16 protein-coding genes are annotated in these 13474 nt (G+C 70.3%); 7 read left to right on the top strand and 9 right to left on the bottom strand.

Features of this window, described 5'->3' with window-relative positions; genetic code table 11:
• Positions 1 to 101: 101 nt before the first annotated feature.
• The 6 genes from A5709_RS01220 to clpB all read right to left on the bottom strand — a co-directional run bounded on the left by A5709_RS01220 (position 102) and on the right by clpB (position 6533).
• Positions 102 to 746 carry an RNA methyltransferase gene (locus A5709_RS01220; protein ID WP_068012203.1) on the bottom strand — a complete coding sequence of 215 codons (645 nt, stop codon included), beginning with the start codon at positions 744 to 746 and terminating at the stop codon, positions 102 to 104.
• A complete protein-coding gene (locus tag A5709_RS01215; protein WP_068012176.1) occupies positions 743 to 1651 on the bottom strand; it encodes a hypothetical protein in 909 nt (302 codons plus the stop codon). Before A5709_RS01215 ends, A5709_RS01220 begins: the two co-directional genes overlap by 4 nt.
• A gap of 1 nt (position 1652) precedes the next feature.
• Positions 1653 to 2201 carry an orotate phosphoribosyltransferase gene (gene pyrE / locus A5709_RS01210; RefSeq protein WP_068117423.1) on the bottom strand — a complete coding sequence of 183 codons (549 nt, stop codon included), beginning with the start codon at positions 2199 to 2201 and terminating at the stop codon, positions 1653 to 1655.
• The gene (locus tag A5709_RS01205; RefSeq protein WP_068012175.1) at positions 2188 to 2961 is read right to left on the bottom strand and encodes an SDR family oxidoreductase; all 774 of its coding nucleotides are present in this window, start codon (positions 2959 to 2961) and stop codon (positions 2188 to 2190) included. Before A5709_RS01205 ends, pyrE begins: the two co-directional genes overlap by 14 nt.
• Before the next feature lie 54 nt (positions 2962 to 3015).
• Positions 3016 to 3876: a trehalose monomycolate transport factor TtfA gene (gene ttfA, locus A5709_RS01200; RefSeq protein WP_067950311.1), complete on the bottom strand. Its 861-nt coding sequence runs from the start codon at positions 3874 to 3876 to the stop codon at positions 3016 to 3018.
• Between the two features lie 110 nt (positions 3877 to 3986).
• On the bottom strand, positions 3987 to 6533 hold the full coding sequence (clpB, locus tag A5709_RS01195; protein ID WP_067950309.1) for an ATP-dependent chaperone ClpB: 2547 nt from the start codon (positions 6531 to 6533) through the stop codon (positions 3987 to 3989).
• Between the two features lie 125 nt (positions 6534 to 6658).
• On the opposite strand from clpB, the gene A5709_RS01190 reads away from it, so the two are divergent.
• Positions 6659 to 7084 (top strand): DUF3060 domain-containing protein, encoded by a 426-nt coding sequence (locus tag A5709_RS01190; protein ID WP_068012174.1) that lies wholly within the window; start codon positions 6659 to 6661, stop codon positions 7082 to 7084.
• 6 nt (positions 7085 to 7090) lie between these two features.
• Here A5709_RS01190 and A5709_RS01185 read toward each other — a convergent pair whose 3' ends face one another.
• Positions 7091 to 7744, bottom strand: a complete 654-nt coding sequence (locus A5709_RS01185) for a TetR family transcriptional regulator (RefSeq protein ID WP_082973739.1) — start codon at positions 7742 to 7744, stop codon at positions 7091 to 7093.
• A gap of 98 nt (positions 7745 to 7842) precedes the next feature.
• Between A5709_RS01185 and A5709_RS01180 the strand changes: the two genes are divergently transcribed.
• The 4 genes from A5709_RS01180 to A5709_RS01165 are packed head-to-tail and all read left to right on the top strand — an operon-like array spanning position 7843 to position 11281.
• Positions 7843 to 8835 carry an ABC transporter permease gene (locus A5709_RS01180; RefSeq protein ID WP_068117383.1) on the top strand — a complete coding sequence of 331 codons (993 nt, stop codon included), beginning with the start codon at positions 7843 to 7845 and terminating at the stop codon, positions 8833 to 8835.
• Between the two features lie 11 nt (positions 8836 to 8846).
• On the top strand, positions 8847 to 10019 hold the full coding sequence (locus tag A5709_RS01175; protein WP_068117381.1) for an FAD-binding oxidoreductase: 1173 nt from the start codon (positions 8847 to 8849) through the stop codon (positions 10017 to 10019).
• 2 nt (positions 10020 to 10021) lie between these two features.
• Positions 10022 to 10924, top strand: coding sequence for an aldose 1-epimerase (locus A5709_RS01170; RefSeq protein ID WP_068117376.1), 903 nt, complete (start codon positions 10022 to 10024; stop codon positions 10922 to 10924).
• A gap of 9 nt (positions 10925 to 10933) precedes the next feature.
• Positions 10934 to 11281, top strand: coding sequence for a YbaB/EbfC family nucleoid-associated protein (locus A5709_RS01165; protein WP_067950297.1), 348 nt, complete (start codon positions 10934 to 10936; stop codon positions 11279 to 11281).
• A gap of 3 nt (positions 11282 to 11284) precedes the next feature.
• On the opposite strand, the gene A5709_RS01160 is transcribed toward A5709_RS01165, so the two are convergent.
• The gene (locus A5709_RS01160) at positions 11285 to 11719 is read right to left on the bottom strand and encodes a hypothetical protein (protein WP_067950295.1); all 435 of its coding nucleotides are present in this window, start codon (positions 11717 to 11719) and stop codon (positions 11285 to 11287) included.
• A gap of 23 nt (positions 11720 to 11742) precedes the next feature.
• Here A5709_RS01160 and A5709_RS01155 point away from each other — a divergent pair, with 23 nt between their 5' ends.
• Together A5709_RS01155 and A5709_RS01150 are read left to right on the top strand one after the other, a co-directional pair.
• Entirely contained in the window at positions 11743 to 12057 is a 315-nt protein-coding gene (locus tag A5709_RS01155) for a WXG100 family type VII secretion target (protein WP_068117373.1), read from the top strand.
• 2 nt (positions 12058 to 12059) lie between these two features.
• Positions 12060 to 12350 (top strand): WXG100 family type VII secretion target, encoded by a 291-nt coding sequence (locus A5709_RS01150; RefSeq protein WP_156745027.1) that lies wholly within the window; start codon positions 12060 to 12062, stop codon positions 12348 to 12350.
• Here the strand turns inward: A5709_RS01150 and A5709_RS01145 are convergent.
• Positions 12325 to 13446, bottom strand: coding sequence for a hypothetical protein (locus tag A5709_RS01145; RefSeq protein WP_068117370.1), 1122 nt, complete (start codon positions 13444 to 13446; stop codon positions 12325 to 12327). The two genes, A5709_RS01150 and A5709_RS01145, sit on opposite strands and share 26 nt — an antisense overlap.
• Positions 13447 to 13474: the final 28 nt, after the last annotated feature.

The following is a 13474-nucleotide window of genomic DNA, read 5'->3' as shown; positions in this document are numbered from 1 at the left end:
CGGCCCACTCGACGAGTGTGAATCGTTGGCTTTGAGTGTGCGTGCAGGGCGGCGACACGCCGAGAATTCCCGCCCTGAGCGCACACTCGAACGGGGGACGGCTACCAGGCCTGGGACAGGTCCGCGTGCTGTCGAATCCAGGCATGCATCGCGATCCCCGCGGCCACGCCGGCGTTGATGCTGCGGGTCGAGCCGAACTGGGCGATAGACACCGTCGTGGCCGCGCCCGCCCGGATGTCGTCGGTGATGCCCGGCCCCTCCTGACCGAACACCAGCAGGCACTCGCGCGGCAGCGCGGCCTCCTCGAGCCGGGCCGCCCCCGGAACGTTGTCCACCGCGACCACCGTCAACCCGGCCCGCACCGCGAAGTCCAGCAGGTCGGCGGTGGTGTCGTGGTGGCACAGCCGCTGATAGCGGTCGGTCACCATGGCGCCGCGGCGATTCCACCGCCGCCGACCCACGATGTGCACGGTGTGCACGGCGAAGGAGTTGGCGGTGCGCACCACCGAGCCGATGTTGGCGTCGTACCCGAAGTTCTCGATCGCCACGTGCAGCGGGTGCCGCCGCCGATCGATGTCGGCGATGATCGCCTCCCGCGTCCAGTACCGGTACGCGTCGACGACGTTGCGAGTGTCGCCCTCGCGCAACAGGACTGGGTCATACCGCGGGTCGTCGGGCAGCTCGCCCGCCCACGGCCCGACCCCCCCGGCAGATTCGCCCCACTCGGTCGGCCCGGGATCGGTCATCGCGGCGTCCACACACCCGCGTGGGTGCCGTCGACGGCCACCGTCGCGTAGAGCAATGCCTCGGTGATCTCGCCCTGGGTGCACAGCGACGCGCTGACGTGCACCGCGTCCAGCGAGGCGTCGGGCAGGATCAACACCGACGAGCCGTACGCCGCGCAGGCCGGGTTCAGTCCGGCGCCGGGCAGGGTCGGCGACGCGAGCAGCATCAGCGGCCCGCCGCGCTTGGCCGAGTCGTCGCGGTACCGGGCCGCCAGCCCGTCGGCCTCCAGGCCCAGCAGCATGTAGCCGTTCCCGTTGAACGCCGCGGGGTCGCCGAGCTGCGCCTTGGTCACCGGGGCGCCGTCGGCGCGCCAGGCCGACAGGCTGGTGGTCTTGACCGCCAGGCCGGTGTCATTGGCGTTGGTGGGCATCAGCCCCACCGGGAAGGCGGCCGGGTAAGCCGCCGAGGTGTTCGGGATCCGGTCGCGCGGCGAGTAGCCGTACACACCGCGGACCTGACTCCGATCCTTCAGCGGCCCAAGGCAAACCGTGCCGGTCAGCCGGTCGCCGGGCGCCGACAGCGGCGAGTGGACATCGGGCGCCTTGCCGGTCGGGCGGTCGCAACTGCCCAGACCGTTGGACTCCATCGGGTGCGACAGCGCGCCGTAGAGGCCGAACCGGATGTCCTCGGCCTTGGCGCGCGGCGCGTGCGGGTCCGCCGCGGAGGCGTCGACGTCGATGAGCACGTAGTCGCCGTCCCAGCGCAGGTTCGACACCGCCATGTTCCAGCCCAGCAGCGAAAGCGACTCCCCGAACCGCGCGCCCTGGGCGCCGTAGGGCCGGACCGGTTGGCTGGGCCCCGAGCAACCCGTCAGCGGGGCCAGCGCGCAGGCCGCTATCGCGAGGAGGTGCGCCCAGCGACGCAACCTAGCCCAGCCCCAGATCGGCAAGGCCCAGCACGCTGCGATACGGCAGGCCCTCGGCCTCGATGGCCTCGGCGGCGCCGGTGGACCGGTCCACGACCGTGGCCACGCCGACCACCTTCCCGCCCGCCTCTTGGACGGCGCGCACCGCGGTCAGCGCCGACCCGCCCGTGGTGCTGGTGTCCTCGACGACCAGCACCCGCTTACCGGCGACCTCCGACCCCTCGATAAGGCGTTGCAGCCCATGGGTTTTCGCGGACTTGCGCACCACGAACGCGTCGATCGGGCGGCCCGGCGCGTGCATGACGGCCGTGGCGACCGGGTCGGCGCCCAGCGTCAGCCCGCCGACCACGTCGTAGTCCCAGTCGCTGGTGAGGTCGCGCATCAGCGTGCCGATCAGGGCCGAGGCCCGGTGGTGCAGGGTGGCGCGGCGCAGGTCGACGTAGTAGTCGGCCTCCTTGCCCGACGACAGCGTGACCCGGCCGTGCACCACCGACAGCCGGCGCACCAGCTCGGCCAGCTCCTTACGCAATGACGAATCAGGTTCGGCCACGGCCACCCCCGATTCGCTTGGTCACGGCCCGCATCAGCGTCCGCGGGATCATCCGCTCGGCGGCGATGATCGCCTTGTATTGCAGGCCCGGAATGCTGATCACCTTGCCGCGCGCAATGTCGGCGAGGCTCTGGTTCACCACGTCGTCGACCTCGAGCCACATGAACGACGGCGACTTGGCCATGTCGATCCCGGCGCGGGCGTGAAACTCGGTGCGCACGTAGCCCGGACACACGGCGTGCACCCCCACCCCGGTCCCCTGCAGGCCCACGGACAGGCCCTCGCTGAAGGAGATCACCCACGCCTTGGAGGCCGAGTAGGTCGACCCGCGTCCCGGCACCAGGCCGGCGACGCTGGCGATGTTGATGACGGTGCCGGCGCCCGCGTCGAGCATGGCCGGCAGGGCCGCGCGGGTGAGGTGCATGACCGCGGTGACGTTGACGTCGAGCTGCGATTGCAGCAGCGCGGGATCGGTGGCCCAGAAATCGCCCGAGGTGCCGAAGCCCGCGTTGTTCACCAGGACGCGGACGCCCTGGGCGAGGCGTGCGCAAACCTTGTCGCGACCGGCGGTGTCGGCCAGGTCGGCGGGCAGCACCTCGACGTTGCCGGCCCGGCCCTCCAGCTCACGGGCCAGTTCGCGCAGCCGGTCGACGTCGCGGGCGACCAGGACCAGGTCGTAGCCGTCGCTCGCATAGCGTCGCGCGAAGCCGGCGCCGATCCCGGACGTGGGCCCGGTGATCAGGGCGACAGGACGAGGCATGAGCGACATCCTAATGACGGCGGCAGCGCCGCCCACCCGGCGCCCAGCGCGCCGTCAGTGCTGATAGTTGGTGGCCTGGTGGCCGTTGCGCCCGGTCGGCGGCGGGCGGCGAACGGCGTCCGAGCCGCGCTGCTCCCGGCGGATCGGCTCGGCCGGCCTGCGCCCGGGCGCGTCACCCAGCAGCCCCGTGACGTCCTGCTGCGCGCGCCGGGGCGGCAGCTCCGCGCGGCCGGCGGGGGCCAGCGGGCGGCTCGGCGCCGCGTTGCGCAGCCCCGCGGGCGCGCCACCCTCCTGCGGGGTTTCCTCCGGCAGCGGCGGCAGCACCCGCAGCAGGTCGTTGAACTGCCGCACGGTGCGCAGGCCCTCGTCCCACTGGGTGCGGGTGCTGGTGATGGGCATGGCGACCAGCGTCCAGTTCTGCTCGTTCCACATGATCTCGGCGCAGTCCGGTGCGGTGTGCGCGAAGGTGACCATGCGGCGGTCGCAGGCGCGCCGGGCGGCGTCCAGGTTGGTGGAGTACACCATCCGCGGGCCGATCGCACCCAGCAGCCAAATGTCGCTCTCCCGTGGCTCTTTCAGCCCCTTGAGCCGCAGGTCCACCACGACGTTGGTGCCCACCTTGCGGTGCAGCGCAATCACGGTGGCGACTTCCTCGAGGTCGAAGATGTAGACGGCCTCGCCGCGGATCTGGCCCAGCACCACGTTCTCGGCGGCGATGTCGCCGACCGTCGAGATCACACCGCGCTTCCAGCGCTTGAGGATGTCGGCCGATTCCCGCTCGTAGTCGAAGCCGTGCGACCGCGCCCACGACCTGCGGCGCCGGCTGCGACCGCGACGTCGATCGAGGTCGACGTACAGCAACACCCCCGCGCCGACGAAGCACAGCGCGGACAGCGTGAACCAAAGGGGGACCATCCCACACAGGGTATCCGCATTTCCGCCGGAATAAAGAAGTCCGGCTGGTCACAACCCAATTACATGGCGATCGCGAGCCCGGCGTAGCCGCGCTCGCGATCGCCGCCGACTCAGCCCAGGATCAGCGAGTCGCCGTCCGGGCTGACGTTCACCGGAACGGTGTCGCCGTCGTGCACGTCGCCGGCCAGCAGCTGCTTGGCCAGCTGGTCGCCGATGGCCTGCTGCACCAGCCGGCGCAGCGGCCGCGCGCCGTAGACCGGGTCGAACCCGCGCTGCGCGAGCCACTGCTTGGCCGGCAGCGAGACCTCCAGCGTGAGGCGGCGCTGCGCCAGCCGCTTCTGCAGCTGGGCCAGCTGGATGTCGACGATCGACACCAGCTCGCCGGGCTCGAGGCCGTGGAAGATGATCACGTCGTCGAGCCGGTTGATGAACTCGGGCTTGAACGCCGAGCGCACCGCGGCCATCACCTGCTCCTCGCTGCCGCCCGACCCGAGGTTGGACGTCAGGATCAGGATGGTGTTGCGGAAGTCGACCGTGCGGCCCTGCCCGTCGGTGAGCCGGCCCTCGTCGAGGACCTGCAGCAGCACGTCGAACACGTCCGGGTGCGCCTTCTCGATCTCGTCGAAGAGGATCACCGTGTACGGCCGGCGGCGCACCGCCTCGGTCAGCTGGCCGCCCTGGTCGTAGCCGATGTAGCCCGGGGGCGCACCGACCAGCCGGGCGACGGAGTGCTTCTCGCCGTACTCGCTCATGTCGATGCGCACCATCGCGCGCTCGTCGTCGAACAGGAACTCCGCCAGCGCCTTGGCCAGCTCGGTCTTACCGACACCGGTCGGCCCGAGGAACATGAACGACCCGGTCGGCCGGTTGGGGTCGGCGACGCCGGCCCGGCTGCGCCGCACCGCGTCGGACACCGCCGTCACCGCCCGCTTCTGGCCGATGACGCGCTTGCCCAGCTCGTCCTCCATCCGCAGCAGCTTGGCGGTCTCGCCCTCGAGCATCCGCCCAGCGGGAATGCCGGTCCACGCGGACACCACCTCGGCGATGTCGTCGGGTCCGACCTCCTCCTTGAGCATCACGTTCTCGCGCGCCTCGGCGTGCGGCAGCGCCGCGTCGAGCTTCTTCTCGACCTCGGGGATGCGCCCGTAGCGCAGCTCGGCGGCCTTGGCCAGGTCACCGTCGCGCTCGGCGCGCTCGGACTCCCCGCGCAGCGCCTCGAGCTGCTCCTTGAGCTCGCGGACGACGTCGATCGCGCTCTTCTCGTTCTGCCAGCGGGTGGTCAGCTCGGCCAGCTTCTCCTTCTGGTCGGCCAGCTCGGAGCGCAGCTTTTCCAGCCGCTCCTTGGACGCCTCGTCCTCCTCCTTGGCCAGCGCCATCTCCTCGATCTCGAGGCGGCGCACCAGCCGCTCGACCTCGTCGATCTCGACGGGCCGCGAGTCGATCTCCATCTTCAGGCGCGAAGCGGCTTCGTCGACCAGGTCGATGGCCTTGTCCGGCAGGAAGCGGGCGGTGATGTAGCGGTCGGACAGCGTGGCCGCGGCCACCAGGGCCGAGTCGGTGATGCGCACACCGTGGTGCACCTCGTAGCGGTCCTTCAGCCCGCGCAGGATGCCGACGGTGTCCTCCACCGACGGCTCTCCCACCAGCACCTGCTGGAAGCGCCGCTCCAAGGCGGCGTCCTTCTCGATGTACTTGCGGTACTCGTCGAGCGTGGTCGCACCGACGAGCCGCAGCTCGCCGCGGGCCAGCATCGGCTTGATCATGTTGCCGGCGTCCATCGCGCCCTCGCCGGTCGCGCCGGCCCCGACGATCGTGTGCAGCTCGTCGATGAACGTGATGATCTGCCCGGCGGAGTTCTTGATGTCGTCGAGGACGGCCTTGAGCCGCTCCTCGAACTCGCCGCGGTACTTGGCGCCGGCCACCATCGAGCCGAGGTCCAGGCTGATGACGGTCTTGTCGCGCAGGCTCTCCGGCACGTCGCCGGCCACGATCCGCTGGGCCAGGCCCTCAACGATCGCGGTCTTGCCGACGCCGGGCTCGCCGATCAGCACCGGGTTGTTCTTGGTGCGGCGGCTCAAAACCTGCACGACGCGGCGGATCTCGTTGTCCCGCCCGATGACCGGGTCGAGCTTGCCTTCGCGCGCGCGGGCGGTCAGGTCGGTCGAGTACTTCTCCAGCGCCTGGTAGGTGGCCTCCGGCTCGGGGCTGGTGACGCGGGCGCTGCCGCGGACCTTGACGAAGCCGTCGCGCAACGCCTGCGGCGATGCGCCGTGGCCGGTCAGCAGCTTGGCGACGTCGGAATCACCGGTGGCCAGGCCGACCATCAGGTGTTCGGTCGAGACGTACTCGTCGTCCATCTCGGTGGCCAGTTGCTGGGCGGTGGTGATGGCGGCCAGCGATTCGCGCGACAGCTGCGGCTGCGAGCTGGCGCCGCTGGCCTGCGGCAACCGTTCCACCAGGTGCTCGGCCTCGGTGCGAATGGTCGCGGGCGGGACGCCGACAGCCTCCAGCAGCGGTCCCGCGATCCCGTCGGCCTGTGTGAGCAGGGCCATCAGCAGGTGCGCGGGGCGGATCTCCGGGTTACCGGCGGCCGAGGCCGCCTGGAGCGCCGAGGTCAGCGCCGCTTGCGTCTTGGTTGTCGGGTTGAAAGAGTCCACGACGCCTCCGTTCGCATAAGTAGGGAAAATGCTTGTCGCGTTGTTCAACGCCGTCAAGGTTGAGTGTGTTCCGCTCAACTCTAACGAGTTTTGGGCAATATGGTGCACGGGGTACCCACCTGGCGATGACGCAGACCGAACCACACCGGAAGCAGGCCGACGCGCGCCGCGTGCGCGGCACCTTCAGGCTGGCCATCGTTGTCAGCGGGCTGGCGCTGGCGGGGCTCGCCGTAGCCGGGTTCCGCACCGACCTCGGCGGGGCCGGCCCGTCGGCGACCGTCCCGGACTCGGGCACGCTGCAGGTCAACGGGGCGGGCACCTCGAAGACCATCCGCTGCCAGGGTGGCTACCTGTCGGTCAGCGGCCAGACCAACACCGTCACCGTCACCGGGCACTGCACGAGCGTGAGCGTCTCCGGCCACGGCAACCGCGTCGCGGTCGACAGCGCGGACGCAGTGAGCACCTCCGGGACCGGCAACGCGGTCATATTCCACTGGGGCTCACCGAACGTCGTCAACGCCGGGACGACCAACACCGTCAAGCAGGGCTGAGCCGGGTCACGGGCGATAGCCGGCCGGCAGGCCGAGCTCGTCCGCGTCCGCGGTGAGGTAGCGCTGCACGCTGGGTGCGATCAGCCCGACCACCTCCTCGGTGCTGAGGTCGGCGAGCGGACCCACCTTCATCACGTAGCGGAACAACGCGGTGCCGACCAGGTTCGTGCCCGCGAGGTTGGCCCGCAGAATCGTGTCGGGCCCCTCGCCCAGGACGCCGGAGATGGCGGTCATCACGTAACCGCGCATGAAATCGCGAAAGGCCTCGTACGCGTCGGGGTTCAGCATCGCCGAGTGCAGCATGGCGACCATGGTCGGGCCGGTCTCCGGCTCCTCCCAGATCTGCAGGTAGGCCCGCACCAACCGGACGCCGACGTCGCCGGGCGGGCCGTCGGTCATCGCGGCGACCAGCACCTCGCCGTCCACGACCAGCCGCATCGACTCACGGAACAGCTCGGCCTTGGAACCGAACAGATACAGCACCATCGCGGCGTCCACGTGGGCGTCGTCGGCGATCTGACGCAGCGTCGTCTTCTCGAAGCCCTGGGCGGCGAACCGCCGCTTGGCCGCGCGGAGCACCACGTCCTTCGACACGGGCCCGCCCTGGCGGCGGCCCCTGCGCTTACGGGCGCCGGCCGGGGAAGTGGCTGGTGACGGCATACGACGACGGTATCATTTCATTGTCTGTTGAAAATATCGAACGGCACGGATACGCTGCGGACGTCATATTTCATCTATCGATGAAAAAGGTGCCGCGCATGATCACGCAGTCGCTCCCCCAGCACGGCCGGCCCGTTCACCGCCGCCCGCCACAACCCTTGTTCCGCGCCACCGGCATCGTCGCGGCGATGACGGTCGCGGTGGCCATCATCTGCGTCGCTTTCGCGCTGCCGGCGGCGCGCTCCAAGCCGCACCACATACCGATTGGTCTGGTGGGCCCCGGTTTCGTGACCGGGCTGATCAGCAGCCAGCTGGACACCGCCGCCCCGGGCGGCTTCGCCGTGACCACCTACCCGGACGAGGCCGCGCTGCGGTCGGCGATCCGCAACCGCGACGGCTACGGCGGCCTGGTGGTGACCCCCCACGGCCCCACCCTGCTGCTCGCGTCCGGAGCGAGCCCGGCCGTGGCCCAACTGCTGACCCAGATCGGCGACCGCGTCGCGCAACGCACCGGCGCGACGTTGCGCACCGAAGACCTGGCCCCGCTGCCCGCCGACGATCCGCGCGGCGCCGGCCTGGCCGCCTCCGCGCTGCCGATCACCCTGGCCGGAATCCTGCCCGCCATCGTGCTGCTGCTGGCCTTCCCCCGCCGGCCGTGGCTGAATTGCGCCGTCGCAACGGCATTTTCGGCCAGCGCCGCGGTGACGATCGCCGTGCTGCTGCGTTATGTCCTCGGGTCGGTCGACCATAATTTCTGGGGCGTGGCCGCCGGACTCACCCTGGGCACGCTGGCGATGGCGCTGCCGACGCTGGCGCTGGGCTCGCTGTTCGGCCGGGTGGGCCTGAGTGGCGCGGTGGCGGTGGCGATGCTGCTGGGCAACCCGCTGTCCGGCCTGATGAGCGCTCCGGAGATGCTGCCGTCGGGGTGGGGCACGCTGGGTCAACTGTTGCCGCAGGGGGCAAACGCCACACTGTTGCGTTCGACGGCGTACTTCTCCGGCGCCGGGGCGACGACCGCCAGCCTGGTCTTGTGCTGCTGGGTGGCCGTCGCGGCCGTGCTGATCGGGATTGCCGGCGCGCGGCGAGCCTAGAATCGGGCCCCGTGGGGCTCGAGGACACCGAAGCATTGCGGGTGCTGCGCGACGCCTTCGCGCAGGAGGAGTCGGGCCCCGGCAACGAACTGGTCCGCCGGTTCTACACCCACTGGTTCGGCCTCGACGTGTCGGTGCGCGACCTGTTCCCGCCCGAAATGGGCGGGCAGCGGGCCGCTTTCGCCCACGCGCTGCACTGGGTGTACGGCGAACTCGTCGCCCAGCGCGCCCAGGAACCGGTCGCCTTTCTGGCTCAGCTCGGCCGGGACCACCGCAAATACGGTGTGCTGCCGCAGCATTACGACACGTTGCGCCGCGCGTTGCTGTCGACGTTGCGGACCTACCTGGGCTACGCCTGGACCGACGCCGTCAACGAGGCGGCCGACCAGTCGCTCAACCTGATCATCGGGGTGATGCGCGGCGCCGCGGACGCCGAGGAGGGGCCCGCCTGGTGGGACGCCACGGTCATCGAGCACATGCGGGTCTCCCGCGACCTTGCGGTCGTCCGGCTGCAGCTCGACCGCCCGATGGACTATCACGCCGGCCAGTACGTCAACGTGCACGTCCCGCAGTGCCCCCGCCGCTGGCGGTACCTGTCGCCCGCCATCCCGGCGGACCCGGGCGGCGGCATCGAGTTCCACGTCCGGGTGGTGCCCGGCGGCCTGGTCAGCACCGCCATCGTCAACGAGACTCGGCCCGGCGACCGGTGGCGGATGTCCAGCCCGCACGGCGGCCTGCGGGTCGACCGGGACGGCGGCGACGTGCTGATGGTCGCCGGCAGCACCGGCCTGGCGCCGCTGCGGGCGCTGATCATGGACCTGTGCCGGTTCGCGGTGAACCCGCGGGTGCACCTGTTCTTCGGCGCCCGCTACCGCTGCGAGCTCTACGACCTGCCGACGCTGTGGCAGGTGGCCTCGCACAATCCGTGGCTGTCGGTCTCGCCGGTCTCGGAGTACAGCGCCGACCCGGCGTGGGCCGTCGACTATCCCGACTGCACCCCGCCGCGCGGCCTGCACGTGCGGCAGACCGGTCGGCTCCCCGACGTGGTCACCAAGTACGGCGGGTGGGGCGATCGGCAGATCCTGATCTGCGGCGGACCGGCGATGGTGCGGGCCACCAAGGCCGCCCTGATCGCCAAAGGCGCTCCGCCGGAACATATTCAGCACGACCCACTGTGGAGGTAAGCATGCGCGTCGTCACCCTGCGCGACCCGGCGTCGCCGGTGGCCGCGGAGTTCGTGCCCGAGGCGGGCATGATCGGCACCTCGCTGAGCGATGCCGGCGTGGAGCTGCTCGGGCAACGGCGCGGGCTGGACGCCTACGTGGCCGACGGCAAGACGATGGGGATCCCGATCCTGTATCCCTGGGCAAACCGGCTGGGGGCCAACAACTATACCGCACAAGGCGTGACGGCGACGCTGACGCCCGGCGAACACCGTGTCCGTGCCGATCCCAACGGGCTGCCGATCCACGGCGTGCTGGCCGCCTACCCGGGCTGGCGGGTGACCGCCGAGTCGGCCGATGAATTGGTGGCCGAGTTGGACTTCGGCGCCGACCCGGAATTGCTGGCCAGCTTCCCGTATCCGCATGTGCTGACGATGGCGGTGCGGCTGGCCGAGCGGACGCTGACGGTGCGCACCACGGTGACCGCCACCGGATCTCGCGCCGTCCCGCTGTGCTTCGGCTTTCACCCCTACCTGCAGCTGCCCGACGTGCCGAGGGCCGAGTGGGTGATCGAGACGCCCCCGCTGCGGCACCTGCGGCTCGACGACGTCGGGCTGCCCACCGGCGAATCCGAGCCCCAGGGGGCGCTCGCGGAGCCTTTGGGAGACAAGGCATTCGACGACGCCTACGACGAGGTGCCCGACGGCGCGGTGTTCGCGGTCTCGGGCGGCGGGCGCCGCATCGAGGTGCACTTCGACCGCGGCTACCCCGCTACCCAGATCTTCGCGCCCACCGGCGACGATCCCGCGAAACGAATCGTCTGCTTCGAGCCGATGACCGCGCCGACCGACGCGCTGCGCCGCGGCGGCTACCGCTGCGCGCGGCCGGGCGAGCCGGCCGTAACTCAATTCTCTATTCACACATAGGGATTCGTCATGTCCGACCCGGCCCACCCGCAGATCGGGCGAATGATCGAGCAGTTCCAGGCGGTCATAGCGCTTCTCGACGAACAGGTCCGGCGGATGCAGCGGGTGGCGATCGTGGTCAGCGACCAGACCGGCACGGTCGAGGTGACCATGAACGGCCATCTGCGCCTGACCGGCCTGGTCATCGATCCCGGGATACTGGCCCTGGGCGCCCAGGAGGTGACCAGGCGAATCAACGAAGCAATAGGCGAGGCAACCGAATTCGCAGACGAGTGGGCGGACGAGGACATTGTCGACCTGGAGAGCCGAGTCGCCGACGCGCTGGCGAAGCTCAGGGACCTGCCGCCGCCGACGTAGCGCTCACGCGACCCAGACGCGGCGCTCCGCCCGGTGAGCGGACGGCGACTCCAGCGCCAACCGGCCGTCCGCGTCCAGTGTGTAGGGGAAGATCATTCCGATCGCCACGCCCTCGCGGTGCTCGGCGGTGAGCTCGATGCCGTCCCGGTGCTGTTCGGTCAGCGTCACGTTCACCGCCACCACTGCGGCGCGCAGCGAGTCCTTCACCTCGATGAGCGCGCGCCACTGGGCGGCGAGCTGCTCGGCCACCTGTAGATCCCGGCCGCGCGGGTAGTTCGGCTGGATGGCCTGGCGCTGACCGTGAACGGAAACGGCCAGCGCGAACGGCAGGAACTCGCCCGCCTCAGCGATGCGCTCGGCCGCGAAGTTGACCGCGGCGTCGACCAGGCCGTCAAGGTCCGCCTGCGCCTGTTCCGTCACTGTGTCGCGCCAACCCATGCGCCGAGAGTAGCCTGCTCACCATGGGGGCCAACGAGTTGCGCGTCTACTGTGCCGAGCCGACCCGCGCATCCAAGGACACCACCGGCGCGGCTGACGAGATCGAAGGGCTGCGGCGCAAATTGGGGACGCAGATGGGCGACCTTCGCCGCACCTGGACGGGGCAGGCGGCCACGGCATACCTCAACGTCTGGTCGGAGATCGACGAAGAATGCGAAGCCATGCTCGCCGACCTGCGCTGGATCGGGGAATCGCTGTCGGCGGCCGCCAATGCCTACGCGCACATGGAAACCAACGGGGCCAACACCTTTCGAGCCCTCAAACCCCCGGGGGTGTGATCATGGCCCGACGCACCGTCAACGAGGCCGAGCTGGTGGACGCGGCCGACGCGATGCGCCAGTTCTGCCTGACGATGAAGGAGCGCCTGTCCGAGGTGGCCAAGGATTTGCAGGGCCTACAGGGCACGTGGGAGGGCGTGGGGTTCGACGTCTTTCTCGAGCGGGTGCAGCACTGGCAGCGCTGGGCGGACGAGGCGAGTGAGTTGGTGTTCGACATGCACCTCAACGCGCACATCGCCCACCGCAACTACACCCACAACGCCGAGGTCAACACCGCGATGTGGGGCGGATAGCGGCCGGCGTATTGGTCGGGCTGTTCGGCGGCCCATATTCCGGCGGAATCTCGCCGACCCGAAGGCTTTTCGGGAACGGATCGGGCAACGCCGCGAGCTGGCCACGGTCCGTGGGCTCGTCGGTGGCGGCGAAATGCGCCCCCTCGTCGTAGAACGTGGTGCCCTCGGAAGGCAGATATTCGCGGACGATCGGCAGGTAGTCGGTGCCGAACCAGATCCACCAGATCGGGTGGGACGGTAGACCGAGTATCCCCTCTGCCCCGCGCAACAGGCCGCTGACGTCCTTGTTGACGTCGGTCGGCCCGGAGAGCTTGTGGTTGCGCAGCACCTCGCCGGTGGCCAGCACGCTGCCGCGCCGGCGGGCGAACTCGACGAAGAACCGGCGCACGGAGTTTCGCCAGCGCGGGTCGTCCAGCGGCTCGGCCACAATCCACAGAGTGTCGACGCAGACACCGCCCCACTGTTTCGGGAAGAGCCCGCCCTCGAGGCAGGGGAACGTCGCCTTGAACCGCGCCACATCGGAATAGACGTCCACGAACCGGGCGTCACCGTCGCGGTCTAGTCGGTAACGCAGCGGGTCCGATTCGCCGAAACGGCGCGGAAGGGCCTCGGGGAGGAGCTTTCTCGCGAGTTCGAGCCAGAGCGTCGGGGCGTTGGGCGCCGACACCGGCGAGTACCAATCAAGCTTGAGGACTCGGATCAACTCGCTGTTGGGTCGGCTGACCTTGCGAGCCCCTCGGGCACCGAGGATGTCCTCGGTCTGTTCGTCGACCGCCACTCCCCCCGCGGCGACGGCCAACGCCTTGGCGAACCGCCGCGCCGGCCGGACCTCGGCCGGGTCGCTGCCCTCCACGCTGATCTGCCAGCTGATGGCCGGCTCGAGAAGGTAGGGCACGACGTCGTCGGGCACGTCTTCGGGCTCGATTTCGTGGGGCCCGAACACGGTGAATGCGTAGGTGTCGTGCTTGCCGCGCACCACGGTGACCTCGCCGTCCCCGCTGTCCCCGATCGACAGCCCGGGGACGGATTCGACGATCGTCTCCAATTCCTCGTCGTCGACGTTGCCGGCCGCGTAGACCGTCAGGTCATACGACATGAGGTGGCCCCTTTCCGGGTGTAAACGC

The organism is Mycobacterium sp. E1386 (assembly GCF_001672745.1).
In the GTDB taxonomy this organism is placed as follows: domain Bacteria; phylum Actinomycetota; class Actinomycetes; order Mycobacteriales; family Mycobacteriaceae; genus Mycobacterium.
Note: the sequence above shows the minus strand (reverse complement) of the source record. Positions and strands in the feature narration are given on the sequence as shown.